Source organism: Staphylococcus sp. HL28 (assembly GCF_021117155.1).
In the GTDB taxonomy this organism is placed as follows: domain Bacteria; phylum Bacillota; class Bacilli; order Staphylococcales; family Staphylococcaceae; genus Staphylococcus; species Staphylococcus warneri.
On sequence record NZ_CP088218.1, the window covers coordinates 1,029,593 to 1,055,455 of the forward strand.

The 25,863-nt window shown below is 31.2% G+C and carries 27 protein-coding genes, 8 tRNA genes and 1 riboswitch; of the genes, 26 read left to right on the plus strand and 9 right to left on the minus strand.

Going from position 1 to position 25,863, the window contains the following annotated elements:
* Positions 1–81 precede the first annotated feature (81 nt).
* Complete coding sequence (gene ecsA / locus LPC11_RS05090) at positions 82–822, plus strand: ABC transporter ATP-binding protein EcsA (protein ID WP_023373042.1); 741 nt, start codon at positions 82–84, stop codon at positions 820–822.
* Positions 815–2,038: an ABC transporter permease EcsB gene (ecsB, locus tag LPC11_RS05095; RefSeq protein WP_023373041.1), complete on the plus strand. Its 1,224-nt coding sequence runs from the start codon at positions 815–817 to the stop codon at positions 2,036–2,038. Before ecsA ends, ecsB begins: the two co-directional genes overlap by 8 nt.
* A 60-nt stretch (positions 2,039–2,098) precedes the next feature.
* On the opposite strand, the gene traP is transcribed toward ecsB, so the two are convergent.
* Positions 2,099–2,602, minus strand: a complete 504-nt coding sequence (gene traP, locus LPC11_RS05100; RefSeq protein WP_002466817.1) for a signal transduction protein TRAP — start codon at positions 2,600–2,602, stop codon at positions 2,099–2,101.
* Positions 2,603–2,936: 334 nt separating this feature from the next.
* On the opposite strand from traP, the gene hemE reads away from it, so the two are divergent.
* The 12 genes from hemE to LPC11_RS05165 all read left to right on the plus strand — a co-directional run bounded on the left by hemE (position 2,937) and on the right by LPC11_RS05165 (position 8,237).
* The gene (gene hemE, locus LPC11_RS05110) at positions 2,937–3,974 is read left to right on the plus strand and encodes a uroporphyrinogen decarboxylase (protein WP_023373039.1); all 1,038 of its coding nucleotides are present in this window, start codon (positions 2,937–2,939) and stop codon (positions 3,972–3,974) included.
* A 61-nt stretch (positions 3,975–4,035) separates the two neighbouring features.
* Complete coding sequence (gene hemH / locus LPC11_RS05115) at positions 4,036–4,959, plus strand: ferrochelatase (RefSeq protein ID WP_041613602.1); 924 nt, start codon at positions 4,036–4,038, stop codon at positions 4,957–4,959.
* Positions 4,960–4,980: 21 nt separating this feature from the next.
* A complete protein-coding gene (gene hemY / locus LPC11_RS05120) occupies positions 4,981–6,378 on the plus strand; it encodes a protoporphyrinogen oxidase (protein WP_164967153.1) in 1,398 nt (465 codons plus the stop codon).
* 131 nt (positions 6,379–6,509) lie between these two features.
* A complete protein-coding gene (locus LPC11_RS05125; protein WP_023373033.1) occupies positions 6,510–7,064 on the plus strand; it encodes an RBBP9/YdeN family alpha/beta hydrolase in 555 nt (184 codons plus the stop codon).
* A 441-nt stretch (positions 7,065–7,505) separates the two neighbouring features.
* Positions 7,506–7,579 (plus strand) — tRNA-Met (locus LPC11_RS05130).
* A gap of 15 nt (positions 7,580–7,594) precedes the next feature.
* Positions 7,595–7,670: transfer RNA gene (locus tag LPC11_RS05135), tRNA-Asp, on the plus strand.
* Positions 7,671–7,683: 13 nt separating this feature from the next.
* Positions 7,684–7,756, plus strand: a tRNA-Phe gene (locus LPC11_RS05140).
* Between the two features lie 13 nt (positions 7,757–7,769).
* Positions 7,770–7,845 (plus strand) — tRNA-His (locus LPC11_RS05145).
* A 21-nt stretch (positions 7,846–7,866) separates the two neighbouring features.
* Positions 7,867–7,940 (plus strand) — tRNA-Gly (locus tag LPC11_RS05150).
* A gap of 7 nt (positions 7,941–7,947) precedes the next feature.
* A tRNA-Asn gene (locus LPC11_RS05155) sits at positions 7,948–8,022 on the plus strand.
* A 1-nt stretch (position 8,023) separates the two neighbouring features.
* A tRNA-Glu gene (locus LPC11_RS05160) sits at positions 8,024–8,095 on the plus strand.
* A gap of 52 nt (positions 8,096–8,147) precedes the next feature.
* Positions 8,148–8,237, plus strand: a tRNA-Ser gene (locus LPC11_RS05165).
* 863 nt (positions 8,238–9,100) lie between these two features.
* Here LPC11_RS05165 and LPC11_RS12585 read toward each other — a convergent pair.
* The gene (locus LPC11_RS12585; protein WP_100066984.1) at positions 9,101–9,169 is read right to left on the minus strand and encodes an epsilon family phenol-soluble modulin; all 69 of its coding nucleotides are present in this window, start codon (positions 9,167–9,169) and stop codon (positions 9,101–9,103) included.
* 251 nt (positions 9,170–9,420) lie between these two features.
* Between LPC11_RS12585 and menE the strand changes: the two genes are divergently transcribed.
* On the plus strand, positions 9,421–10,830 hold the full coding sequence (menE, locus tag LPC11_RS05170) for an o-succinylbenzoate--CoA ligase (protein ID WP_023373030.1): 1,410 nt from the start codon (positions 9,421–9,423) through the stop codon (positions 10,828–10,830).
* On the plus strand, positions 10,820–11,833 hold the full coding sequence (gene menC / locus LPC11_RS05175; protein WP_231307372.1) for an o-succinylbenzoate synthase: 1,014 nt from the start codon (positions 10,820–10,822) through the stop codon (positions 11,831–11,833). The genes menE and menC overlap by 11 nt, the downstream gene beginning before the upstream one ends.
* Here menC and yidD read toward each other — a convergent pair.
* Positions 11,817–12,056 (minus strand): membrane protein insertion efficiency factor YidD, encoded by a 240-nt coding sequence (gene yidD, locus LPC11_RS05180; RefSeq protein ID WP_002452125.1) that lies wholly within the window; start codon positions 12,054–12,056, stop codon positions 11,817–11,819. The two genes, menC and yidD, sit on opposite strands and share 17 nt — an antisense overlap.
* 60 nt (positions 12,057–12,116) lie before the next feature.
* Here yidD and ytkD point away from each other — a divergent pair, with 60 nt between their 5' ends.
* Both ytkD and LPC11_RS05190 read left to right on the plus strand, forming a co-directional pair.
* Positions 12,117–12,590, plus strand: coding sequence for an RNA deprotection pyrophosphohydrolase (gene ytkD, locus LPC11_RS05185; protein WP_023373026.1), 474 nt, complete (start codon positions 12,117–12,119; stop codon positions 12,588–12,590).
* Positions 12,591–12,600: 10 nt separating this feature from the next.
* Positions 12,601–13,350: an alpha/beta hydrolase family protein gene (locus tag LPC11_RS05190; RefSeq protein WP_167321436.1), complete on the plus strand. Its 750-nt coding sequence runs from the start codon at positions 12,601–12,603 to the stop codon at positions 13,348–13,350.
* 33 nt (positions 13,351–13,383) lie between these two features.
* Here the strand turns inward: LPC11_RS05190 and pckA are convergent, their stop codons facing one another.
* Entirely contained in the window at positions 13,384–14,976 is a 1,593-nt protein-coding gene (gene pckA, locus LPC11_RS05195; RefSeq protein WP_023373022.1) for a phosphoenolpyruvate carboxykinase (ATP), read from the minus strand.
* Positions 14,977–15,129: 153 nt separating this feature from the next.
* Positions 15,130–15,245, plus strand: a riboswitch (SAM riboswitch).
* A 108-nt stretch (positions 15,246–15,353) separates the two neighbouring features.
* Between pckA and metK the strand changes: the two genes are divergently transcribed.
* The 3 genes from metK to LPC11_RS05210 all read left to right on the plus strand — a co-directional run bounded on the left by metK (position 15,354) and on the right by LPC11_RS05210 (position 18,572).
* The gene (gene metK / locus LPC11_RS05200) at positions 15,354–16,553 is read left to right on the plus strand and encodes a methionine adenosyltransferase (protein ID WP_107566447.1); all 1,200 of its coding nucleotides are present in this window, start codon (positions 15,354–15,356) and stop codon (positions 16,551–16,553) included.
* Positions 16,554–16,673: 120 nt separating this feature from the next.
* A complete protein-coding gene (locus LPC11_RS05205) occupies positions 16,674–17,582 on the plus strand; it encodes an NERD domain-containing protein (protein WP_023373018.1) in 909 nt (302 codons plus the stop codon).
* 153 nt (positions 17,583–17,735) lie between these two features.
* Positions 17,736–18,572 (plus strand): aldo/keto reductase, encoded by an 837-nt coding sequence (locus LPC11_RS05210; RefSeq protein ID WP_023373016.1) that lies wholly within the window; start codon positions 17,736–17,738, stop codon positions 18,570–18,572.
* Positions 18,573–18,630: 58 nt separating this feature from the next.
* Here the strand turns inward: LPC11_RS05210 and LPC11_RS05215 are convergent, their stop codons facing one another.
* The 3 genes from LPC11_RS05215 to LPC11_RS05225 all read right to left on the minus strand — a co-directional run bounded on the left by LPC11_RS05215 (position 18,631) and on the right by LPC11_RS05225 (position 19,793).
* Positions 18,631–18,987 carry a fluoride efflux transporter FluC gene (locus LPC11_RS05215; RefSeq protein ID WP_226956346.1) on the minus strand — a complete coding sequence of 119 codons (357 nt, stop codon included), beginning with the start codon at positions 18,985–18,987 and terminating at the stop codon, positions 18,631–18,633.
* Positions 18,987–19,349 (minus strand): fluoride efflux transporter CrcB, encoded by a 363-nt coding sequence (gene crcB, locus LPC11_RS05220; protein WP_023373012.1) that lies wholly within the window; start codon positions 19,347–19,349, stop codon positions 18,987–18,989. The genes LPC11_RS05215 and crcB overlap by 1 nt, the downstream gene beginning before the upstream one ends.
* A 138-nt stretch (positions 19,350–19,487) precedes the next feature.
* Complete coding sequence (locus LPC11_RS05225; RefSeq protein ID WP_023373010.1) at positions 19,488–19,793, minus strand: hypothetical protein; 306 nt, start codon at positions 19,791–19,793, stop codon at positions 19,488–19,490.
* A 255-nt stretch (positions 19,794–20,048) separates the two neighbouring features.
* Between LPC11_RS05225 and LPC11_RS05230 the strand changes: the two genes are divergently transcribed.
* Together LPC11_RS05230 and LPC11_RS05235 are read left to right on the plus strand one after the other, a co-directional pair.
* On the plus strand, positions 20,049–20,762 hold the full coding sequence (locus tag LPC11_RS05230; protein WP_002452135.1) for a transaldolase: 714 nt from the start codon (positions 20,049–20,051) through the stop codon (positions 20,760–20,762).
* A gap of 203 nt (positions 20,763–20,965) precedes the next feature.
* Complete coding sequence (locus tag LPC11_RS05235; protein WP_023373008.1) at positions 20,966–21,421, plus strand: hypothetical protein; 456 nt, start codon at positions 20,966–20,968, stop codon at positions 21,419–21,421.
* Here the strand turns inward: LPC11_RS05235 and LPC11_RS05240 are convergent.
* Positions 21,396–21,842, minus strand: coding sequence for a competence protein ComK (locus LPC11_RS05240; RefSeq protein ID WP_023373006.1), 447 nt, complete (start codon positions 21,840–21,842; stop codon positions 21,396–21,398). The two genes, LPC11_RS05235 and LPC11_RS05240, sit on opposite strands and share 26 nt — an antisense overlap.
* A gap of 4 nt (positions 21,843–21,846) precedes the next feature.
* Positions 21,847–22,335, minus strand: coding sequence for a sigma factor (locus LPC11_RS05245; protein WP_023373004.1), 489 nt, complete (start codon positions 22,333–22,335; stop codon positions 21,847–21,849).
* 192 nt (positions 22,336–22,527) lie between these two features.
* Here LPC11_RS05245 and LPC11_RS05250 point away from each other — a divergent pair, with 192 nt between their 5' ends.
* From LPC11_RS05250 to LPC11_RS05260, 3 genes are all read left to right on the plus strand, one after another.
* Entirely contained in the window at positions 22,528–22,752 is a 225-nt protein-coding gene (locus tag LPC11_RS05250; protein WP_023373002.1) for a hypothetical protein, read from the plus strand.
* A 263-nt stretch (positions 22,753–23,015) separates the two neighbouring features.
* The gene (locus LPC11_RS05255) at positions 23,016–23,870 is read left to right on the plus strand and encodes a peptidoglycan release complex glucosaminidase SagB (protein WP_023373000.1); all 855 of its coding nucleotides are present in this window, start codon (positions 23,016–23,018) and stop codon (positions 23,868–23,870) included.
* Between the two features lie 320 nt (positions 23,871–24,190).
* Positions 24,191–25,690: an FAD/NAD(P)-binding protein gene (locus tag LPC11_RS05260; RefSeq protein WP_023372998.1), complete on the plus strand. Its 1,500-nt coding sequence runs from the start codon at positions 24,191–24,193 to the stop codon at positions 25,688–25,690.
* Positions 25,691–25,863 lie beyond the last annotated feature (173 nt).

Sequence of the window (25,863 nt, forward strand, 5' to 3'; positions counted from 1 at the left end):
AACAAAAATTCGTCATTCATCATAGCTAATTTTAGGTGTAATTCATTATTTTTGATACAATAGGTCTCGTGGAGGTGCCTTATGACAGTAAAAGTAGAACATCTAACAGGTGGTTACGGTAAACGACCTGTAATTAAAGATATCAATTTTGAATTAAGAGAAGGCGAAATCGTTGGATTAATTGGTCTAAATGGTGCTGGTAAAAGTACGACTATCAAACATATGTTAGGACTTTTAACTCCTACATCAGGATCATTATCAATTTCTAACACTAATATAACTGACGATATTGAAACATACCGTCGAAAATTATCATATATTCCAGAGTCACCAGTTATTTATGAAGAATTAACGTTACAAGAACATATTGAAATGACTGCAATGGCATATGGACTATCACAAGAAGAAGCAATGAAAAGGGCAGAACCGTTATTAAAAATATTTAGATTACAAGATGAATTAAAGGTTTTTCCAAGTCATTTTTCAAAAGGTATGAAACAAAAAGTGATGATTATATGTGCGTTTATTGTTAATCCTGAATTGTATATTATTGACGAACCATTTTTAGGTTTAGATCCATTAGGTATACAGTCCATGCTTGATTTAATGGTAGAAAAGAAAAATGAAGGCCGTACAGTGTTGATGAGTACACACATTTTAGCCACTGCTGAACGCTATTGTGATCGTTTTATCATTTTAGATAAAGGTGAAGTTGTTGCTTTTGGTAATTTAGATGAATTAAGAGCACAAACTGGGCTAAACGATCATACACTGGATGATATTTATATACATGTTACTCAAGGTGGCCATGCCAATGAATAATCAGGCAACAACATTATTTAGAAAGCGTCAAAAGGCGATACGTAAAGAAAAAAATTACTACAATAAATTTATTTTTAATGGTCATTTTACAGTCTTTCTTTTAATCTTATTTGGTGCTTTTATCATGGGATATGGAGAGTGGTTAAAACATATACCCAAGCATATTGATTATGCACTTATAACTAGTATCATTATGGCGATTGCTTCATTATTTCCATTAAGAACATTATTAAAAGAAGCAGATCAAATCTTTTTATTACCGTTTGAAAAATACATGAAACGCTACATGTCATTAAGTATACAATATAGTTACTTTGCAAGAATATTAACTCAATTGTTATTACTCATCGTACCATTTCCATTATTTTATAAATTGAATCATCACCATTTGCAATACTATATTGTTTTTGTAGTAATCGCACTCATACTACCTTATCTAGTGTTATGCCTAAGATGGATTGGGTATCAATTAGGTGTATCAACTTGGTTAATGAATGTAAACTTTTTTATTATTTTAAGTATGAATTATTATTTAATCCTCGGATTGCAAACGTATCTTGCATTGATTATCACTTTACTAGTTATAGTATTGATTGCTACTTTAAAATCTAAAGCAGACAAACAACTATATCCATGGGATAGAATGATTGGGGTAGAACATAGACACCATACAAATTATTATAAATTTGTAAATATGTTTACCGATGTCAAACACTTGAGAGAGTCTGCAGTTAGACGTAGTTATTTAGATTTTATCTTGCCTGTACCAAAAGGTAGGAAATTTAATGCTAATCAAATGTATTTATATTTATTTGTACGAAGTTTTGTAAGGGGTAGAGATGCTTTTAGTATCATATTAAGATTGACACTTATAGCAGTGATATTAATGTTATGGCTTTCAAATCCGGTAGTGTCCATATTAATAGGTAGTTTATTTATGTATATCACTTTATTACAAATGTCTCAGTTCTATACTCAACAAGCCTATGGTCTATGGCCACAAGTTTGGCCTGTACCTGATACAATTGTTATCAAAGGTTATGAGAAGTTTTTATATAGACTTATGATTATTATTGGTTTAATATTTACAATTACATTTTCAATTATGAATCCAACATTATTTTTCTTTTCAATCGTATTCTTTTTAGTTGGTTATTTAACGATTAGAAGTACGATTAAAAAATTAAAATATCAAGAAACATTATTAAGAGATTAAATAAAAAGTTGTCCTAATAGCGAAAGCAATATCTTTGCAATAGGACAACTTTTTTATTTCTTAATTATGATCTACTGGATATAAGTAACGTTCAAAGTAACTTGAATGTTGTCCACTATATCCAAAGAATTGATTTAATGCTGCTTTAGAAAAATGATCTTGGAATAAGTCAGATGACTTAAAGTCTTCATATGCACTACGATTAGCAAAACCAAAATACAATTTATATGTATTGCCTTCTAATGGTCGTAATAATCGATAACTTTTGAACCCGCCGAAATTGTCAAAAGGTGCACCAAAATGAAGTAATTGTTTTTCTAATTGATTTTTATGATCTTCAGATGAAGGAATGAATAGAGCGCAGTAAAAATGTTCTTCATTAAATTCGCCCACGCTATATAATACTTCATATGCACTTGGATGTTTTAGTACAGATTTTCCTTCAGTTTCTTCTAATATAACTGAAGTATCTGATGCTGAATATTGGAATAAATCATGGTCTGGATTATTAAGTTGAATTTGATTTAAAAATCCATAAGTCCCATAAGATGTATATAAATTCATGACAGTTACCTCCCTTGTTTTTATTAATTATACGATTATCATTTTTTATTTTCTACCTTAAAAGTCTGGTTTTTAAAATAAATGTATAAGAATGTATTGATTTATTACAAATTAAACTGAAATTAATTGAAATTATAATATATCCTTGATATAAAATGATGAGTTATTATATTGAAATTCATTATCTAAATAAAAAATTATGACAATTTGTAAGTAGTTCATATTTCCAAATAATTTTACTATGTCTTTTTTATGACATTTAAGCACAATAAAATACGAACGAACATACAATATGATATTATAGATAAGAATGATTTTAATTTAGGGGGACTAAATGGTGCATACCAAGAATGATACGATTTTAAAAATGATAAAAGGTGAAAAGACATCCCATACACCAGTCTGGTTTATGCGTCAGGCAGGGAGATCACAACCAGAATACCGTAAATTAAAAGAGAAATATTCATTATTCGATATTACGCATCAACCTGAATTATGTGCATATGTCACACACTTACCAGTTGATAATTACAATACAGATGCCGCGATTTTATATAAAGATATTATGACACCGTTAAAACCTATTGGTGTAGATGTTGAAATTAAATCTGGAATCGGACCAGTGATACAAAATCCAATTAAGACAGTACAAGATGTTGAAAAACTTTCTCAAATTGATCCAAAACGAGATGTACCATATGTTTTAGATACGATAAAAATATTAACTGAAGAAAAATTAAATGTACCGTTAATTGGTTTTACTGGTGCTCCATTCACTTTAGCTTCATATATGATAGAGGGTGGACCTTCTAAAAATTACAATCTAACCAAAGCAATGATGTATCGTGATGAAGCTACTTGGTTTGCTTTAATGGATCATTTAGTTGCTATTTCCATAGATTACGTTAATGCACAAATAGAAGCAGGTGCCGAGTTGATTCAAATCTTCGATTCATGGGTAGGCGCTTTAAATGTTCAAGATTATAGAAAATATATTAAGCCAGGCATGGATAAATTAGTAAATGGTATTAAACGTCAACATCAAGTTCCAGTTATATTGTTTGGTGTTGGAGCAAGTCATTTAATTAACGAATGGAATGATTTACCAATTGATGTGCTAGGTCTAGATTGGAGAACATCTATTGATCAAGCTCAACAAATGGGCGTAAACAAAACATTACAAGGCAATTTAGATCCATCATTGTTATTAGCGCCATGGGAAGTAATAGAAGAAAGATTAAAAGACATTTTAGATCAAGGTATGTCTAGAGGTAAACATATCTTTAATCTTGGTCATGGTGTATTCCCAGAAGTTCAACCAGAAACACTTCGTAAAGTAAGTCAATTTGTACATGATTATACTCAACAGTAGTTCTCTTAATTCAAAGTGAATAATGTAAGTAATATGATTAGATTAAAGGATGGTTTTATAAATGAGTAAAACAATAGGATTATTAGTAATGGCTTATGGTACACCTTACAAAGAAAGTGACATCGAACCTTATTATACTGATATCAGACACGGTAAAAAACCAACAGAAGAAGAACTACAAGATTTAAAAAATCGCTATGAATTTATAGGTGGATTGTCACCATTAGCAGGTACAACTGACAGACAAGCAGAAGCATTAAAAGATGCCTTAAATGACGCATATGACGATGTTGAATTTAAGTTGTATTTAGGTCTAAAACACATTTCACCGTATATAGAAGAAGCGGTTGAGTCTATGAATAACGATGGAATAACTGAAGCTGTAACTGTAGTTTTAGCACCACATTATTCAAGCTTTTCAGTAGGATCTTATGATGAACGCGCAGAACAAGAGGCTGAAAAATTTGGCATTCAATTACATCATGTTAAACATTATTATCACCAACCGAAATTCCTAGAGTTTTGGACTAATCAAATTAATGATACTTTAAAACAGATTCCATCTGAAGAACATGACGATACTGTATTAGTTGTATCTGCACATAGTTTACCTAAAGGATTAATTGAAAGAAACAATGATCCATATCCTAATGAACTACATGACACGGCAGAACAATTAAAAGCTAAATCAAATATTATCCATGTTGCTGAAGGTTGGCAATCAGAAGGTAATACTGGTACACCTTGGTTAGGGCCTGATGTACAAGATTTAACACGAGATTTATTTGAAGCACATGGTTATAAAAACTTTATCTATACACCAGTAGGATTTGTATGCGAACATTTAGAAGTTTTATATGATAATGACTATGAATGTAAAGTTGTTTGTGACGACATCGGTGCAAATTATTATCGTCCAGAAATGCCTAATACGCATCCATTATTTATCGGTGCAATAGTAGATGAAATTAAATCAGTATTTTAATAGAAGGAAGCGTGAATGATTTTGAGTAAGAATGTAGCAATCATCGGTGCAGGCATAACCGGTTTAACAAGTGCTTACTATATGAAAAAACAAAATCCTCAGTTAAATGTAACCATTTATGAGGCAACCAATCGACCAGGTGGAAAAATCCAAACATATCGCAAAGATGGCTATACGATCGAATTAGGACCAGAGTCTTATTTAGGTAGAAAAACGATAATGACTGATATAGCTAATGAAATTGGATTAGGTAATGATTTAATTACCAATACGACAGGTCAATCATACATTTATGCTAAAAATAAATTATATCCGATACCAGGTGGGTCTATTATGGGCATACCAACGGATATAAAACCTTTTATCAAAACTAAATTAATTTCACCATTAGGTAAACTAAGAGCTGGATTAGATTTATTTAAAAAGCCTATCGAGATAGAAGATGACATATCAGTAGGTGATTTCTTTAGACAGCGTTTAGGTGATGAAGTACTTGAGAATTTAATTGAACCACTGATGGGTGGTATCTATGGTACAAATATAGATGACTTAAGTTTAATGAGTACATTTCCCAACTTTAAAGAAAAAGAAGAAGCCTTTGGTAGCTTAATTAAAGGTATGAAAGATGAAAAAGAACAACGTATTAAACAACGTCAATTATATCCAGGTGCACCTAAAGGCCAATTTAAACAGTTCAAGCATGGTTTAAGCTCATTTATCGAAGCACTTGAAAAAGCTGTTAAAAACCAAGGTGTAGACATTCAATATAATACTAAAGTTGAAGATATTATTGTATCTCAAAGAGACTATCAAGTGGTTGTTGATGGCAAAAATGAAGTTTATGACGGTGTATTAGTCACGACACCTCAACAAGTATTTATGCAATGGTTCAATCACGATCCAGCATTTGATTATTTCAATACGATGGATTCAACAACAGTTGCAACAGTTGTCCTAGCATTTGATGAAAAAGATATTGAAAATACTTATGATGGTACTGGTTTTGTAATTGCTAGAACAAGTAATACAGATATTACGGCATGTACATGGACATCTAAAAAATGGCCATTTACAACACCAGAAGGTAAAGTTTTAATTAGAGCTTATGTTGGTAAACCAGGTGATACTGTTGTGGATGATCATACAGATGAAGAAATTGTATCTATAGTACGTCGCGATTTAAAACAAATGATGACATTTAAAGGTGATCCTGAATTCACAATAGTTAATCGATTACCGAAAAGTATGCCTCAATACCATGTAGGTCACATTAAACAAATTAGAAAAATTCAAGAACATATTAAACGAACATATCCACGATTAAAAATTACAGGTGCGCCTTTTGAAGCGGTTGGCCTACCTGATTGTATCCAACAAGGTCATAATGCAGTTGATGATATGCTAGAGGAATTACGTTAATACGTTTTATAATTTAATTAAAGCACTTTAAAAGGATAATAATGTCTTTTTAAAGTGCTTTTGATATAGAATAAAGATAAATAAGTTCATGATAAAGACTGCTACTTAATCTAGAAGTGAGGTTGATAAAAATGACAGATGTCATCATTGTGCATTCAAGTGTAGGAAATGCACATAATCATTGGTATGAATGGTTAGGTCACAATTTAACGTTAGAAGGATATAAAGTCTCTCTTTTTAATTTAGAAGCTAATACTCCTGCTAAAATTGATATGTGGGTTAAACAAATGCAACAACAATTAAATGTAAGAAAGAAAGATACATATTTTGTAACACATGGATTTGGAACGATAGCGACTTTGAAATTTATAGAAACATTAGAACAAAATGTTGAAGGGCTATTCAGTATTGCTGGTTTTAAAGATGATGCAGTAGACATAGATGAAAATATTGATTTACATGGAGTAACGATTAATTATGAACAAGTTAAAAATAAAGTAGATCATTTTTATGGTTTGAGTTCTAAAAATGATACACATGTTTCATATAAAGAAACGAAGCGACTCATGGATACCTTAGATGGACGTATGAGAGTTGTTGAAGATGGTGGCCATTTTATGGAAGAGGATGGTTTTACTACATTCACATCACTACAAAATCGTATGCAAGGATTTATGACGCAATAGGGTAGGGAAAATTAATAATATAATTTAAAATATGCGCCATACTTATTTGAAATAGATAAGTATGGCGTTAGTCATTTGATAATATTGTTCTTTTAGTAGTAGTAATGGTCGAAAAACAGAAAATATGAATAATAGAAGATGATCATTTTATAGAAAAGGTAACAATATTGGATGAAAGTTAATAAAATAGGAGGCCATTTAGACACTTTTGTTATAAAATGAAATCAAGTAGTAATTTTTACACATTTTAATTTGGAATTAATATTGACTAATAGTAACAAACCTAATATACTAATAAAGTGTTAAGCGAGGGCGTATTAAAGCAACTTGAACGTATCGATTGTTTTACTAATTCAAACAATGTAAATTTAGTTTTAAAAAAGTGTTGACTTTATTAAGCTAATGATGGTACAATAATTAAGTAGTCAAAAATAATATTATCGCGGGATGGAGCAGTTCGGTAGCTCGTCGGGCTCATAACCCGAAGGTCGGTGGTTCAAATCCGCCTCCCGCAATACATAGTTTTAATAGGTCTCGTAGTGTAGCGGTTAACACGCCTGCCTGTCACGCAGGAGATCGCGGGTTCGATTCCCGTCGAGACCGCCATTATTAATATTATGGTTCAGTAGCTCAGTTGGTAGAGCAATGGATTGAAGCTCCATGTGTCGGCAGTTCGACTCTGTCCTGAACCATTCGTCATTTTTGGCGGTTGTGGCGAAGTGGTTAACGCATCGGATTGTGGTTCCGACATTCGAGGGTTCGATTCCCTTCAACCGCCCCATAATCGTATTACATTTCACATGCGGGTGTAGTTTAATGGCAAAACCTCAGCCTTCCAAGCTGATGTTGTGGGTTCGATTCCCATCACCCGCTCCATTATTATTCCACAGTAGCTCAGTGGTAGAGCTATCGGCTGTTAACCGATCGGTCGTAGGTTCGAGTCCTACCTGTGGAGCCATGGCTCCTTGGTCAAGCGGTTAAGACACCGCCCTTTCACGGCGGTAACACGGGTTCGAGTCCCGTAGGAGTCATACAAACAGAAGTGAAATATCGCTTCTGTTTTTTTATTTATCATATTATGATGGAGAGTTGTCCGAGCTGGCCGAAGGAGCACGCCTGGAAAGTGTGTAGGCGCCAACAAGCGTCTCGAGGGTTCGAATCCCTCACTCTCCGTAAAAACGCCTAGAATGGTTTTAATCCATTCTAGGCTTATTTTTGTTTTCTTTTAAATTAGGCATTAATTTGAGGATAAAAGAATTTAAATGAAAGTCTAAATTCTAATAAAAGTGAGTAAAGTTGCCCAATCAAAAATTGAAGACCATAAAGAAAGACAACCACACAACGTTAAAAAAAGAAATAAAACATTAGCATTATATCTTGAGAAATAAAATAAAAATGTTATAATATATATAAGTCAACGACAGTGCGTGGACTATTAAAACGAAATACATTGAACACAGTAGCCAGCCAACTATGAGGCTAGGCGATAATTGAATATCATAGTATTATGCAGGATTGAGTTTTATACTTATCCTGCTTTTTTATTTTAAAGAGGTACATCATGAGAATTTATACAATTAAACAAAAAATTATATTATAGAGATTGAAGTATTACTATTTCAATCTCTATTTTTCTTTATGGATAAAATCAAATGAAAGTTATAAGATAAGTCAATATGATTATGAGTCACTGTTTAACAATATAATAATTGTTAGTAATCAACAGATTTGGGTTTATAAAAATAGAAGGAGTTTAGTTTATCAGAAATTTTACAATTGATTTTGAAAACATTGCTATTATTTTATGTCTGTTTATAATTTCAAAGTCATAGATGAAAGCATATCTGAGTATCTTAGTAACAGTAATATTTATAAGATATAATCTTTTTCATTCAAACTTTGTCCACTAATTAAATAAAACAAAACCCACATATAGCATATCAAATATATAAGAAAAACCCTAAAGCGATACGTTAGGGTATGCTTTAGGGCCATAGGATTATGGAACTTGAGTTCCAAGATGATCATGATGCAGATTATTTGTTACCAAATAAACCTTTGAAGAAATCTACTGCTTTTTTGATAAGATCTGTGATAAATTGCATTGTGATTCACCTCCTATAATTTGTATCTTTAATATAAATATTTTTTAATCTTTTTAGGGATTTTTTTCTTATTTTATAAACGTTTTTCCCAAGGTGTAGTTTTTATCTTTTAAAAGGACATTCTTGAATGCAAGGGTGTAGATATACATTTAATTCTACATACTTTATTTAGAAATTTAAGATTTGACCACTGATAGATTCAAATAAAATCGTTATAATTAAATATGTAACGATAAATGGAGGAATGACTCGTGGACTATTGGTTAAAAGAACAATCTATCAAGAATAAAAATAAAATAGCTGTGACTGATGGACAACGCTCGCTTACATTCAAAGCTTTATATGATGAAGCGCATGAACTTTCACAACATTTAAAACAATTATCTCAGTCAAGAATTGGTTTACACATTAATAATCGAATTGAGTCATTGATTTTAATACATGCATGTTGGCTTGCAAATATTGAAATTGCGATGATTAATACTCGGTTAACGACAAATGAAATGATTGCTCAAATGAATTCGATAGATGTTAAAACAATTATCACAACGACATCTTTAGAATTAGATGGTTTTAATATATATAATATTGAGGGAATTCAGCTTTTAAATCTAATAGAAGATCAAATGAATACTTTTAAATTAGAAAATATCGCTTCAATCATGTTTACATCGGGTACGACAGGTCCACAAAAGGCTGTGCCTCAAACGTTTAAGAATCATCTAGCAAGTGCAGAAGGATGTAAAACAAGCTTAGGTTATAGTCAACAATCTAAATGGCTATCTGTACTCCCGATTTATCATATTTCAGGTTTGAGTGTGATATTACGTAGTATGATAGAAGGATTTACTGTCAGACTATTAGAGAAATATAATACAGAAGATATGCTTGATATTATTAAAAATGAAGATATTACTCATGTGTCACTTGTGCCACAAACATTAAAATGGTTAATGGATACAGGTTTAGAAAAGCCTTATCAATTAGAAAAGATTCTGTTGGGTGGAGCAAAGCTTTCTTCTAATTTAATTCAACAAGCTTTAGATTATTGCTTGCCTATTTATAATTCGTTTGGAATGACTGAAACATGTTCACAATTTTTAACTGCGACACCAGATATGTTGGCTCAACGATATGATACAGTTGGTAAACCGAGTGATAATGTCAAAGTTAAAATTAAAGATGCTGATCAAAATGGTCACGGTGAATTACTCATAAAAGGGAAAAATGTAATGAATGGTTATTTATATCCTTCTAATTTAACAGATACCTTTGAAGATGGCTTTTTTAAAACAGGTGATATTGCTGAAATTGACGATGATGGCTTCGTTATGATTTATGATCGTCGTAAAGACTTAATCATTAGTGGTGGAGAAAATATCTATCCATACCAAATTGAATCTGTAGCTAAATATTTTCCTGAAATTGAAGACGCCGTATGTATCGGTCAAAATGACGACACTTGGGGTCAAGTACCGGTACTATATTATATCGCCCAAGACTATGTTGATAAAAATGATTTACAGCAACATTTCTCCACACATTTAGCTAAATATAAAATACCTAAAGCCTTTTATGAGGTAAATGAATTACCATATACTTCAACAGGTAAACTACAAAGAAATAAAGTGATGTCAAAGGAATCTAAAAATGAAGATTAATGAGTTGAGGTTTTACTTATATAGTCAGGCATTTAAATCGCCTATTGTGACACCTAAAGTGTCATTAGACAAAAGAGAATGTTTAGTCATCGAACTGATTACTGATACAGGTGATACGTATTTTGGTGAGTGCAACGCCTTTAAAACATCATGGTACGATAAGGAAACCATAGCTTCTGTTAAACAACAGATTGAACAGTGGTTTGTATCAATTAAGAATAAGGATGTACATTCGTTTGAAGAATGGCAGGCATTATTGAATACATTAAATCATTGTCCGGCAGCCCGCAGTACAGTTGTCATGGCGTTATATCAAATGTATTATAAACTTAAAGCATTTAAGGTTGAATATGGTGCTACCATCAGTGGATGGAGTGATGCCCAATTTGCGACGTTAAAACAAACGCAACCTAAACGTATAAAAGTGAAATATTCAAATCAATTAATTTCTGATATTAATAAATTAAATTCATTAGAATTTCCATTTGATATTGTCATCGATGCAAATGAGTCACTCGATATCAATCAATACCAAGAAATAAATAAAGATATGAATCAAAATATATTATATATAGAAGAACCGTTTGCTAATATTAATACTTTAAATCAATTTGATAATGAACCCCAATTACCTATTGCAATTGATGAAAAGGCAACATCAATTGATGATATTCAGTTTATTGTTTCGCATTATCCAATTGATACTGTTGTACTAAAGCCGTTTAGATTAGGTGGTATTGACCGTGTTATAGAAACCATTGATTATCTAAAAAATAGGGGTATTAATATTGTTGTAGGTGGTATGTATGAATACGGATTGAGTCGTTATTTTACTGCAATGTTATCTCAATATGGTGATTATCCTGGTGATGTGACGCCAGCAGGCTATTATTTTGAAAATGACTTTGTGGAAAATGAAGGTATTTTAAAAGAGGGAATGATTGAATTCATTCCCCCTGTAGTAGATAGAAGTAAATTAGAATATTTTAATGATGATGTTTAGACTTATTTTTAGCAAGTGGTACTGGGTCATAGCCACCTTTATGTAGTGGATGGCATTTGAGTATGCGTCGAATGCCTAAATATAATCCTTTGAAAGCACCATGATATTGAATCGCTTCACGTGTATATTCAGAACATGTAGGATAAAAGCGACATGTAGGTGGTGTTAATGGAGAAATATAGCGTTGATAAAAATGTATCAAGGCTAGGAATATTTTTTTCATAAAAAAGCCTCCAACCAGAATTTTGAATATAGTTATTTTAACATATTATAAAGGAATGTGATGTACTTGAAGTTTTTAGATAAAGACCAAAGAGAAGTGCAGTTAACTTATAAAACGAATAAAGATAATCCAACAGGTAATCACGTTCTTGCAATACCAGTATACCAAGGGAAGTTATTATTTACTCGCCACAAAAACAGAGGTATTGAATTTCCAGGCGGCAAAAGGGAACATGGGGAATCAAGCAATGATGCTATACAACGTGAATTATATGAAGAAACTGGTGCATATATAGATGCAATGCAATACATTGCACAATATACTGTGAAAACTAACGATGCATCAAGGTTTGTCAAAGATGTTTATTTTATTCAAGTATCATCTTTAGCTAAACGAACTGATTATTTAGAAACAGATGGCCCCTGTCTTTTTACTTCTATTAAAGATATACCATATAGTGAACGTAGTTTCTTGCTGCAAGACGACGCTATTTTACACTGTTTTGAAAGGGTGATTTCACTTGGACTTTATTAAAATGAAGAAAATGCCGATTGAAATAGCTACGCACCAGTTTGATGAAATCACTTATGATGTTGATCATCTGAAAGTGAAAGCACTAATGATGACACCATATAATAAAGTCAATCGAATTGTAGTTTATTTAAGAGGTGGAAAAGGACAAGTAGGTCGTGTGCGAGCAGCTCGATTAATGCAATTTGCTAATGAACACACACTTGTTGTGGGTCCTTATTATAGAGGGAATAATGGTAGTGAAGGTAAAGACGAGTTTTATCGAGGAGATTTAAATGATGTCACTGAACTTATACGTATATTACATTCAAAATATCCTAGTGCATTTATACATATGATTGGCTTTTCGCGTGGAGGGTTGCAAGGCTTGCTAACATTTCAAGATTTACCAGTTGATAGTTATATCATTTGGGGTGGTGTTTCTGATATACATTTAATGTATGAAGAGCGTGTGGATTTAAGAGGGATGTTGAGAAGAATGGTTGGGCATCCTAAAAAAGATCATGAAGCATATGAAGTTAGAGAAGCGATACAATATATTACACCACAAAGTCCACCGATTTTAATTGTACATGGTGGTAAAGATAAACAAGTAGGTATTCATCAAGCATATTACCTAGAACGACGATTGAAAGATATTGGTGTATATTATGATACACTTTATCAAATGGAAGAAGGGCATGTACCTCGACCATTTGCTTTACAAGAAACTTTAAAGTACATACATAAATGGATGATTCAAATAGAAATAAACGAAAAATAGCGCAGCAGATTTATATCTGCCGCGCTTTTACTTTTATTTATTGAAAGCACCTTTATCAGAAATGTGTTCGACTTCAGGGCCGAATTTTTTGAAGTTATCTTCAAATCTTTGGATAAGGTCATTTGCTTGTGCTTTATATTTTTCAGCGTCGCTCCACGCATTGATAGGATTTAAGATTGTTTTTGGTACATCTTCGATTTCAACAGGAATATTTAAACCAAATGTTGAGTCTTTTGTAAACTCTGCATCTTTTAATTTACCTGAGATAGCTTGGTTAACCATTTGACGCGTATAGTGTAAACTAATTCTTCTACCAACACCATATTTTCCGCCAGTCCATCCAGTGTTAACTAAATAAACATCAACTTCATGTTTATCAATTAATTCACCTAAAAGGTCTGCATAAACTGTAGGATGAAGTGGTAAGAAAGGTGCGCCGAAACAAGTAGAGAATGATGGTTCAGGTTCTGTTACACCGCGTTCAGTACCTGCTAATTTAGACGTGAAACCACTTAAGAAATGATACATTGCTTGATCTTTATTTAATTTTGAAATTGGAGGAATCACTCCAAATGCATCTGCAGTTAAAAAGATAATCGTATTAGGATGTGCAGCTTTTGAAGGTAATACAATATTATCAATATGATGAATAGGATATGCTGCTCTTGTATTTTCTGTGAATTTATTGTCATCGAAATCCACAGTACCGTCTTCTTTAACGACTGTGTTTTCTAAGATAGTACCGTATTCAATGGCATCATAAATTTGTGGTTCTTTTTCTTTCGAAAGATTGATTGCTTTTGCGTAACAACCACCTTCAATGTTGAATACGCCATTTTTATTCCAACCATGTTCATCATCACCGATTAATTTTCTTTCAGGATCAGCGGATAATGTTGTTTTACCTGTACCTGATAAACCGAAAAATAATGCTACATCGCCTTTTTCTCCCACGTTAGCAGAGCAATGCATACTCATAATATCTTGCATAGGTAATAGGTAATTCATTACTGAAAAGATACCTTTTTTCATTTCTCCTGCATATTCTGTACCACCGATTAAAATCACTTTATGTTTAAATGACACAATAACAAACGTTTCAGTTTTCGTGCCATCAACTTCAGGGTCAGCTTTGAAGTGTGGTGCAGATACAATTGTAAAGTTAGGTTTGATTGATTTTGCTTCTTCTTTAGATTCAGGACGAATGAACATGTTATGTGCAAATAAATTATGCCATGCTAATTCGTTAATGACAGTTAATTTCAAACGTGAATCTTTATCACTACCTGCGTAACCATTAAATACATATAGTTCGTCTTTCTTGCCTAAGTAGTCTAATACTTTATTGTAAAGCTTTAAAAATGTTTCTTCATCGATAGGTTGATTGACGTCTCCCCAATCTACATTATCTCTATATGAAGGTTCAGTAACGATAAACTTATCCTTAGGTGAGCGGCCAGTGTATTTACCAGTGCTGGCATTAATAGCACCTAATTCAGTAAGTTCACCTTCATTATTATCTAATATTTTATTGTAAAGTTGAGTTGTTGATAGTTGAAACTTTGTTGATGGTTTTTCTAATAATTGTTTAATTTTAGTCGTTTCAGAGTATGTATCGATCGACATACTTAATCCCTCCAGATAGTTATAATGTAAGCCTTTACATTTCAATAGTATAACATATCAATTTAATTAATCCACCGTAAATTGTTACTAAAATAACTTAAATCATAAATTGACATTAATTCTCTAATTAGGTAGTATTAATTTTAACGGATTCTCTTATCCTGAGTGGTGGAGGGATATGGACCCAATGAAACCCAGCAACCTCTTTTTACATATAAAAAGAAAGGTGCCAAACCGTTTGCAGACCTATAATGTCTGAACGATAAGAGCGAATGGACGTATAAGAGCCTTCACTCTATCTAGGTAGTAGTAGAAGGCTCTTTTATTTAGCTCAAATAAAAGAGAATTATCGTAATATATTTTAAAAGGAGCAAAACATGACTAACAATAAACGATTATTTACTTCAGAATCAGTAACTGAAGGACACCCAGATAAAATTGCTGATCAGGTTTCTGATGCAATCTTAGACGAAATTCTTAAAGACGACCCTAATGCACGTGTGGCTTGTGAGACAACAGTAACAACTGGAATGGCATTAATTTCAGGTGAAATCTCAACAACAACATATGTAGATATTCCGAAAGTTGTAAGAGAGACAATTAAAGACATTGGTTATACGCGTGCCAAATATGGTTACGATTCACAAACGATGGCGGTATTAACTGCAATTGATGAACAATCACCAGATATCGCTCAAGGTGTTGATACAGCATTAGAATATCGTGATGATATTTCAGAAGAAGAAATTGAAGCAACTGGTGCAGGTGACCAAGGATTAATGTTTGGTTATGCCACAAATGAAACAGATACTTATATGCCGTTACCTATTTTCTTATCTCATCAATTAGCGAAACGTCTATCAGATGTACGTAAAGATGACATTATAGACTATTTACGTCCGGATGGTAAGGTTCAGGTCACTGTAGAATATGATGAAAATGATAAACCTAAACGTATTGATACTATTGTTGTGTCAACGCAACACGCTGAAGATAAATCTTTAGAAGAAATTCAAGAAGATATTAAAAAACATGTTATTTATCCAACTGTTCCGGAATCATTAATGGATGATAAGACAAAATTCTATATTAATCCTACAGGACGTTTTGTAATTGGTGGACCACAAGGGGATGCTGGATTAACAGGACGTAAAATTATCGTAGATACGTATGGTGGTTATGCACGCCACGGTGGTGGTTGCTTCAGTGGTAAGGATCCAACTAAAGTAGACCGTTCTGCTGCTTATGCTGCTAGATATGTAGCGAAGAATATTGTTGCTGCAGAATTAGCTGAACAATGTGAAGTCCAACTTGCATATGCAATTGGTGTAGCTGAACCAGTATCTATAGCGATTGATACGTTCGGAACAGGTAAAGTGTCAGAGACTGATTTAGTAGAAGCGGTTAGAGCAAACTTTGATTTAAGACCAGCTGGTATTATTAAAATGTTAGATTTAAAACAACCTATATATAAACAAACAGCTGCATACGGACATTTTGGACGTACTGACGTATTATTACCATGGGAAAAATTAGATAAAGTCAACGTTTTAAAAGATACGATTAACAAAGCTTAAACGAAATAAGTTATGGGATGTTTGAAATATAAATAAGATAAATTGCGACTAGATGTCGAAAATGTCATCATTATGTTTTATAATTAATTGTATTGATCATATAAAAGGAGCGTTGATGTGATGAGTTTATCTTCACCTATTGGTATAGGGTTAATTGTTGCAGTAGTCATTGCATTTATCTTTTTTGTACTATTTTTAATTGCTTTAAATAGTAAGAAAAAGATTAAGCAACAAACAGAAGAAGAATACCAACAAAAAGAACAAAGTATAAAGGCATCTCATGAAGAAGCTTTAGAAAAAGAACGTATTGAGAATAAAAAGACAGTTACAAAACAAAAAGAAGATTATGAAGCTACAGTAAATAGTAAAGAAAGAGAAATTGATGCATTAAAGCTATTCTCTAAAAATCATAGTGAATATATAACTGATATGCGATTAATTGGTATTCGTGAGCGTTTAGTCAATGAAAAACGTATTCGTCCTGAAGATATGCATATCATGGCTAATATTTTCCTTCCAACTAATGAATTAAATAAAATTGAAAGAATTAGTCATCTCGTTCTTACTCGTACTGGTTTATATATTATTGACTCTCAATTACTAAAAGGTCATGTATACAATGGTATTAGCGGTGCTCAATTTTCTGAGTTACCAACAATGGAACAAGTATTTAATACGTTGGAATTAGATCAATCAACTCCACAAACATTAGTACTTGATCAAAATAATGACCAAAAATCATTATCATTTATAAACTATTCGGACGAAATTCAACAAATACAGAATGTAGCAGGTGATTTACAAAGTAAATTGAATACCAAGTATACACCAACATCCATTCTTTACTTTAACCCTAAAAATGAAGGGGATGTTACTATTTCTAACTATGCTCAAAATAGTAATGTCAAAGTATTAGTTGGGCCAGAACAACTTGATGAATTCTTTAACAAATTTGTATTCCATGGACGTATTCAGTATAATGTCGATGATTTACAACAAATCATGGAACAAATTGAATCCTTTAATTAAATATCAACTAAGCTAGTAGAGGTTTTTCACTCTACTAGCTTTTTTAGTTTTGAGCACAGAAATTGAATTTTATATGACTTATGTTTAATCTGAGTTTGATTTACTTTCATAGGGTATAGAAATATTGAAATTGTATTTAAGGAGTGGGAATGTATGGATAATATAAAATTTTATAATGGCCACACAATGCCGAAAGTTGGTCTAGGTACATTTAGAGTAGAAAATAATGATGATTGTACAAATGCTGTTAAATACGCAATTGAAAATGGATATAGAAGTATCGATACAGCAAAGGTATATGGTAATGAAGAAAAAGTAGGCCAAGGTATTAAAGAAGGACTTGAATCCACTGGTTTAAAACGTGAGGATTTATTTATTACTTCAAAATTATGGTTAGAAGATTTTGGTAGAGAAAATGTTGAACAAGCTTATGAAAATAGTTTAAAAAGATTAGATTTAGATTATCTAGATTTATATTTAATGCATTGGCCTGGTACGAATGAAGCACTAATGATAGATACTTGGCAAGGTATGGAAGATTTATATAAACAAGAGCGAGTTAAAAACATTGGAGTGAGTAACTTTAATGTAGATCATTTTGAAGCATTACTAGCTCAAGTATCTATTAAACCAGTCATCAATCAAGTTGAGTTTCATCCATACTTAACCCAAAAAGAGTTAAGACAATATTTAGATGTTCAAAATATCGTGATGGAATCTTGGTCGCCATTAATGAATGCACAAATATTGGATGATGAAATAGTAAATCAGGTAGCACAAGAAGTTGGGCAAACGCCAGCACAAGTAATTATTAGATGGAACTATCAACATCAAGTAGTAACTATTCCTAAATCAGTGACACCACACCGTATAGATGAAAATCTAAATATATTAGATTTTGAATTAAATGATGACCAAATAAAAAAATTAGATGACCTTAATCAAAATAAAAGAATTGGACCTGATCCATCAGAATTTAATGGCCAATAAAAAAGACAAAACCACGTCCTCAAAATAAAAAGGGGACGTGGTTTTAATATATCATCAACTATTGAAATAAATAATAAGCCCAATAACAACTTAAAAAAGCACCTACAAATTGTAAGAGTGTATAAATGATAAAAGGTATTGGCTTAAATTTAGGTGATATCATGCCCACAAGTTCATTAGATAACGTTGAAAATGTCGTTAATCCGCCTAAAACACCTGTCACAAAAAATGGATTTACCCAATTGATGTGAAGTGATAAACCAGATATGATGCCAATTAACATACATCCAATAATATTAACTATCAATGTACCAACAGGTAATTTGGTAATAAATTGATTGAAATAATTTGATATTATCGCGCGGATCATCGCACCGATACCGCCGCCAACCATAACTAATATTATTGTCATTATCATAACTGCTCACCTAATTTCTTACCTAGTAAACATAAAAGAATGCAAAGGATGTAACTAATTACAGCATAAATCATTAAATTCAACCATTGTTGCTGATTAAACATCTGTACGAGTTCGAATTGAAATGTAGAAAATGTAGTCAATGCACCCATGAAACCTGTAGTGATAGCTTTTTTAAATAATGGATTGTTGTCAAATAGCTTAAGCGTTAAAGCAGACAAAAATCCCATGAAAAATCCACCTATTAAATTGGCGCTAAGTGTGCCAATAGGTAAGTCATGCCCATGATTAAGGAAAGAAAACAGATACCTCAATAATGCACCAAAGGCACCACCGATAAAAATATATAAATATTGCATTTTCAAAAGTCCCTTCAATTTGGTCTGTTTTTAAAAATTAGATTATATATCTTGAATAGTTGAATGCCATATATAAAGCTAAATCAACCAATTCTTATAGAAAAGGTTGACTTGAATATATCCTAACTACAAAATACATTAAAAAAGGAAACCATATGTATTTAGTGAGGATAAAATATGAATAATAATTACGATAAAAATAAGAATAGGTAAAAATTTACTGCCAATTCTTATCCAATCTTGCTTTTCACGTGCGTGTTTGATAGATTTATCTGCAAATATCACTGAAGCAATCAATATAATGACATTGATCACACTACATGCAATGATCAGCTTAACGAATGAACCTAAAACACTATTCAAAAAAGGATTATTTGTATTAAAGAAAAAGCTTATCGCTAATAAGATTAATGTAATATAAAAGTAGATTTTAGATTTTGACATGCGCATCCTCCTAGATGGTTATCATTACAATATACTACCATTTTTTAGGATATGAGAATAGTATAAATTAATGTAAAAAATATGTTGAAATTTGAAATCCTATAATACAGGCAAATAATTCGCTTACATTTCAAAAGCATGTTATAAATTATTTATAAATAATTAATGAAGTTATGTTAAATAAAAGAGTTTACATACTTAACCATAGTAATCAATAACATTAAATCAATGTTATCGAACAAGGAGGAATTCATAATGAGACAATTAAATGTAGAGGTATTTGCAGATGGTGCAGATATCGAAGAAATGAAGGCAGCATACAAAAACAAACAGGTTGATGGATTTACAACTAATCCTAGTTTAATGGCAAAAGCTGGTGTAACAGATTACAAAGCATTTGCTGAAGAAGCGGTGAGAGAAATTCCGGATGCGTCAATTTCATTTGAAGTATTCGCAGATGATTTAGAAACAATGGAGAAAGAAGCGGAAATCTTAAAACAATATGGGGACAATGTATTTGTTAAAATTCCTATTGTTACAACGGATGGTACTTCTACCATTCCATTAATTAAAGCTTTATCAGCTAAACAAGTAAGACTGAATGTAACTGCTGTTTATACGATTGAACAAGTTAAAGAAATTACTGAAGCTGTAACTGAAGGTGTACCAACATATGTATCAGTATTTGCTGGTCGTATCGCTGACACTGGTGTAGATCCATTACCATTAATGAAAGAAGCTGTTGAAATTACACATAGTAAAAAAGGCGTTAAATTATTATGGGCTAGTTGCCGTGAATTATTTAATGTCATTCAAGCTGATGAAATTGGTGCTGATATCATTACATGTCCTGCGGATGTTGTTAAGAAGGTCAATAATAATTTAGGTAGAGATGTAGAAGAACTATCTATTGATACAGTCAAAGGCTTTGCTAAAGATATTCAAAGTTCAGGGTTATCAATTTTATAAATAATCATTTAATTGATAGAAGATGAAGTTTAAGTCATAATAGTAGCCAATCGCACGTACATATTTTCAACTTTTTACTTTAAGTAAACAATGTACGTTAGATTGGCTTTTCTTATTAAGATTTTTAATTTAGAATTGAATGATTGTTCAGAGTCATCTATGATATATAAATAACCAATTAGAGTAGAGGTGCAATTCTAGCTATGGATAAAAAGACATTTAGTGCTAGAGTAAAAAAGCAATTATGGTTCTTAAATAATAAAGAAAAAGAACAACTTAATCAGGAATTGAACCAATTGAATGAACATGAGACCGATGTTTTAAATAAACCTGTCAAATTTTCAAATCAATTTTTAAGAACTCAAGTATTTAGTCAAAAAAATATAAGTTCGTTCAGTCTAATTCTCTTATTGATGGGAATCGTTTTTACATATGTGATATTACTAGGTGGCTTTCTTTTTGGGTTAATTACAAGTCTCACAGCTGTTAATTATTTTATTAATCCACAAGTCACTTTATCAACAGTAACAGTGATATTAATTATCGTAGGTGCGATTCTATTGATGATTGTTTCTCTGTTCTTAATTAAGAAGGTAACTGCATTTTTTACTAAAAAGTTATTAGAATATAAATTTAATAAGCAGAATACGAATGTGTAATCAAATGGCAAAGAAGTAAGCTTTCTTGCCATTTTTTTATTATAGAAGTGTAAGGTTCATCTACTACTAGAGATTTAGAATTAGAAAACTGTATGAGTGTGGCATCGCTTTTTGATTGAATTCCTATTATATAGTATGCATTAATGTATATTTGAATGGGCGATCGATGATTTTTAAGAGGGAACAAGATGAGTGTCTCATTAACGAAAAGAGGTATCTTTTTATTAATTTGAAGTAGTCGTTTAGCAAGTTTCTTTTGAAGTGGTAATGATTTTTGATGTAACTCTAATAGATATATTAACGTATTATTGATAGTAAGCGGGAGCGAAATGGCATATTGTTGATAATGACATCGAGTAACACTTTTTGGACCTATTTCTGTTTGAATATATAATAATTGAGATGTTGTAATTTGATTCATGTGGTCATTCCTTTTCTAGGTTGTATTGTAAATGTTGCATGATTTTGGATTGTGCTATTTTTTTGATTTTCTTAATAGTCGATATAGAAAGATGCATTATATTTGCGATTTCGTATTGTTTATAACCCAATAATTTTAAATCTAACCATTGTTTTTCTTGATTATTTAATAGATAATAAATATCTTGCAAAAGTAATGCATCTTCATTTAAAAATTGTATGGGTTCATTTTTTGAGTAGATTGTTGTATCGATATTTATAGTAGATAATTTGTGGTTTTCTTTGCGAAATATATCGATAAGGTAATAGTTTAACCTAATAAATAGATAAGAGGATAATTTGTTAGATTTTGAGGGTTGATAATTATGAGTTAAGTGCCATAATTGGATTAACAGTAATTGATAAAACTCGTCATAATTATACGTGATTTGATATCTTTTTAACAAATAATGTATGATTTTGTTGTATTCTTGATAGATAATATTGAATTCCAAAGTTTACTCCTATTTATGTACATAAAGCGTTTTTCCGGATAAAATGAATTTAAAATATTTAATAAAAATTTTCATTTGCTTAATTGTAAAAATAGGTGTTAAATAGTAAGCATAGAAAATAACTAGGTGTTTAAATTTTACAATTATATTGTCTTATTGTTTAAATAGAGCAAAATTTGATAGGAGGTACGTATGGATTACGCACACTTAAATTTAGAACATTTTTTCGCACGCAATGATGATTTAGATCGTATTAAAGATCGTTCGGATTTTGTGATGATTAATAATTTTACTAATGAAATGAAATATAGAGACGGTGAAATTGAAGGCACAATTGATTTAAATCAATATTTTTATAAAAATAGATCACAAGCTGCAAGTTTTATCATGATGGAATATAAAAATCATAATAAATAATAGTAAGGGTTTAGACATAGAAATTGAATTGACACTATCATATGTAATTTGCATGTTTATAATCCGTGCATCATTTTCCTTAAGATAGTGTCAATATTGTTGTCTAAATCTTTTTCATCTCAAAAGTTTCATTTTTATTACTTTTTATTTATGAATTTGTAACAAAGTATATATTAAATTGTGAATCAGAATTAATAATGTTAAACTTTATTATCGTAATACAATTGAAAAAGTATAACAACATTGACCTAAGAGGTGTGAATATGACGAAGCACAAAAAGGGATCTATTGTTGCAATTTTAGGATTGCTGATTATCTTTGTAGTTGGCGCAATTATCTTTTTCTCAATGGTTTCTGACCAAATCTTCTTTAAACACGTAAAAGAAGAACAAAAGATTGAGAAATTAGATGTAACTTTAGATAAAGCTGCAAAGAAACAAATAGATAACTATACGAGTCAACAAGTATCGAATAAAAACAATGATGCGTGGAGAGATGCATCATCAACTGAAATAAAATCAGCTATGGATAGTAGTCAATTTATCGATAGTGACGTACAAAAATATCAGTTTTTAGATTTATCTAAATATCAAGGTATTGATGAAAAAAGAATTAAGCGTATGTTAGTTGATCGACCAACTTTATTGAAACATACTGATGACTTTACAAAAGCAGCGAAAGATAAACACGTAAATGAAGTATATTTAATTTCACATGCGTTATTAGAAACTGGTGCTGCTAAAAGTGAATTATCTAAAGGTGTCGAAATTGATGGTAAGAAATACTACAACTTTTATGGTGTAGGGGCATTAGATAAAGATCCTGTTAAGACAGGTGCTGAATATGCAAAAAAACATGGTTGGGACACACCTCAAAAAGCCATTTATGGTGGTGCTGATTTCATTCATAATCATTTCTTAAAACATGAAGATCAAGACACGTTATACAGTATGAGATGGAATCCTAAGAATCCTGGTGAACATCAATATGCAACTGACATTAAATGGGCTGAAAGTAATGCCAGTATCATCGCGGACTTTTATAAAGATATGAAAACTGAAGGTAAATATTTCAAATTATATGTTTATAAAGATGATAAAGATCATTTGAAGAAATAATTAACCTAATATTGAAAAATGCCTGCAACGGTAATAACTGTTGTAGGCATTTTTGTATACGTTAACTTTATTATTTAGCTTTATTATGACGTGTCATCCATAAGAATATTATAATAGTGAGTGCTATGATTTTAGAAATTAATTTCATTTCATCACCTCTTAGAAAGATTTTAGCATAAATTGAAAAGGATTAAATTATTGAAGTTTAGGATATATAAGAGTAAATATGAAAATCTAATCTTTGATAATGCGTGAACTTGAAAAGACTCATTAAGAAAGTTCATCACAGAAATAGATCATAGAAAAAGGATGATATAACAATGCGAGTAGCTATAATAGGAATGGGCACAGCTGGTGTCAGTGTTTTACGTCAACTTGTCAAACATGACCATTTTGAAAAACTAAAAGTAGATGTGTATGATGACCGCAATAATATGGGACAGGGTGTTCCTTTTCAAAATGATAGCAGTGAATTACTTATTAATATGCCATCTAAAAAAATGAGTTTAAATTTAGATGATGATGAAGAGTTTTGGAAATGGTATCAACAACAGCAGGAATTTGAATTCGATAATCCTACGTATTTACCACGTTTTGTATTTGGACATTATATGAAATCATATTTATCCAAATTTGATGAGCAATATGAAAATATAACAATTATCAATCATAAAGTAAGTGAAATATTTACGACTTCAAAAGTAGACGAAACAAATCTTAAATATTACGTATGTACCTCAGATGATATGAAAGAATGGCGAGAATACGATTACTTATTCTTAACCTTTGGTACATTTGCATATCACGATCCATATCATTTAAAAGGTATAAAAGGCTTTAAACCCACGCCTTATCCTACATACAATTCATTAGATGATGTAAATGAAGATGATAGAATTGCAATTCTTGGGACTGGTCTCGCAAGTCTAGATGTTATTCGATATGTTACTGCACACCACCCTAGATTGCCTATATTAATGACAAGTCGATCTGCCAATTTACCGAGTGTAAGAGGTCAAATGGTAGATATAGAATTTACACATTTAACAAAACAAAAGTTTAATGATTTGCAAGCACAGAATTATGGGAATGTCCCTTTAGATATAGCAGTAGATTTATTTTTAAAAGAATGTAGCGACTATGGTATAAATTTTGAAAAATTAATCAATAGAAGAACTGGAAATCATATTAATGATTTAAAGTTTGATTTAGAACATGAAAAAGAAATGGGAATATTCCAAAGTATCATTGAATACTTAAAGGAAAATTTAAATTGGATTTGGAATAGTTTAAGTTTTGAAGATCAACAAAAATTCCAAGAGAAATATACGAAAATGATTCAACTCAATTCTAATCCAATGCCTCCTAGAACTGCGAAATTACTTATTGAGTTATTAGAAAAAGAGGCTTTGATTATCCGTAAAAATTTAAAAAATGTTTATCATGAGGACGGATTATTCCATTTACAATATGAAAATGAGAATGACATTGAAGATTTTAATGTAGTTATTAATGCAACTGGATCTAAAAATCATTTGTCTGAGTTAGATGAAGATGATCAATTAATTCGTAATTTAGAAAATAGACAAATTGTACAATCTCATCCCATGGGTGGTATACAGATTATTCCTGAAACGAACCAAGTTATTAGTCCTAGATTTGGAACTTTAACCAATGTCATTGCGATAGGACAAATGACAAATGGCGTAAATAAACTTAGAAACGGTGTCAAAATGATTGTTAATCAAGTGGCTAATGCTGTTGATAGATTATATGACACTCAACAAGACTTTGAAAATATAAATGAAGAAAGCAATTAGCGTTTATTAATGATATTCGGTTATTTTTAGATCCATATTTTATTAAAAAGAGAAACAAAATCCGATGATTTAATTTAAAAGTATTACTTTAATTAAGTACAATGTATAGTAATTGTATTTTTGAAAAAGGTATAGTATGATTTGAATTGTAGTAAATCATACTACAATACTCA

Excerpts from the sequence above, each read along its gene's own strand:
- traP (WP_002466817.1), bottom strand. The coding sequence starts at position 2,602 with ATGAATTTATATACATCTTATGGGACTTATGGATTTTTAAATCAAATT.
- ecsB (WP_023373041.1), top strand. The coding sequence starts at position 815 with ATGAATAATCAGGCAACAACATTATTTAGAAAGCGTCAAAAGGCGATA.
- LPC11_RS05250 (WP_023373002.1), top strand. The coding sequence starts at position 22,528 with ATGGATTACGCACACTTAAATTTAGAACATTTTTTCGCACGCAATGAT.
- LPC11_RS05205 (WP_023373018.1), top strand. The coding sequence starts at position 16,674 with ATGAGTTTATCTTCACCTATTGGTATAGGGTTAATTGTTGCAGTAGTC.
- metK (WP_107566447.1), top strand. The coding sequence starts at position 15,354 with ATGACTAACAATAAACGATTATTTACTTCAGAATCAGTAACTGAAGGA.
- LPC11_RS05230 (WP_002452135.1), top strand. The coding sequence starts at position 20,049 with ATGAGACAATTAAATGTAGAGGTATTTGCAGATGGTGCAGATATCGAA.
- LPC11_RS05255 (WP_023373000.1), top strand. The coding sequence starts at position 23,016 with ATGACGAAGCACAAAAAGGGATCTATTGTTGCAATTTTAGGATTGCTG.
- ytkD (WP_023373026.1), top strand. The coding sequence starts at position 12,117 with ATGTACTTGAAGTTTTTAGATAAAGACCAAAGAGAAGTGCAGTTAACT.
- LPC11_RS05260 (WP_023372998.1), top strand. The coding sequence starts at position 24,191 with ATGCGAGTAGCTATAATAGGAATGGGCACAGCTGGTGTCAGTGTTTTA.
- LPC11_RS05235 (WP_023373008.1), top strand. The coding sequence starts at position 20,966 with ATGGATAAAAAGACATTTAGTGCTAGAGTAAAAAAGCAATTATGGTTC.
- ecsA (WP_023373042.1), top strand. The coding sequence starts at position 82 with ATGACAGTAAAAGTAGAACATCTAACAGGTGGTTACGGTAAACGACCT.
- menC (WP_231307372.1), top strand. The coding sequence starts at position 10,820 with ATGAAGATTAATGAGTTGAGGTTTTACTTATATAGTCAGGCATTTAAA.
- yidD (WP_002452125.1), bottom strand. The coding sequence starts at position 12,056 with ATGAAAAAAATATTCCTAGCCTTGATACATTTTTATCAACGCTATATT.
- crcB (WP_023373012.1), bottom strand. The coding sequence starts at position 19,349 with ATGCAATATTTATATATTTTTATCGGTGGTGCCTTTGGTGCATTATTG.
- hemH (WP_041613602.1), top strand. The coding sequence starts at position 4,036 with ATGAGTAAAACAATAGGATTATTAGTAATGGCTTATGGTACACCTTAC.
- hemE (WP_023373039.1), top strand. The coding sequence starts at position 2,937 with ATGGTGCATACCAAGAATGATACGATTTTAAAAATGATAAAAGGTGAA.
- pckA (WP_023373022.1), bottom strand. The coding sequence starts at position 14,976 with ATGTCGATCGATACATACTCTGAAACGACTAAAATTAAACAATTATTA.
- LPC11_RS05225 (WP_023373010.1), bottom strand. The coding sequence starts at position 19,793 with ATGTCAAAATCTAAAATCTACTTTTATATTACATTAATCTTATTAGCG.
- LPC11_RS05210 (WP_023373016.1), top strand. The coding sequence starts at position 17,736 with ATGGATAATATAAAATTTTATAATGGCCACACAATGCCGAAAGTTGGT.
- LPC11_RS05125 (WP_023373033.1), top strand. The coding sequence starts at position 6,510 with ATGACAGATGTCATCATTGTGCATTCAAGTGTAGGAAATGCACATAAT.
- LPC11_RS05240 (WP_023373006.1), bottom strand. The coding sequence starts at position 21,842 with ATGAATCAAATTACAACATCTCAATTATTATATATTCAAACAGAAATA.
- LPC11_RS05190 (WP_167321436.1), top strand. The coding sequence starts at position 12,601 with ATGCCGATTGAAATAGCTACGCACCAGTTTGATGAAATCACTTATGAT.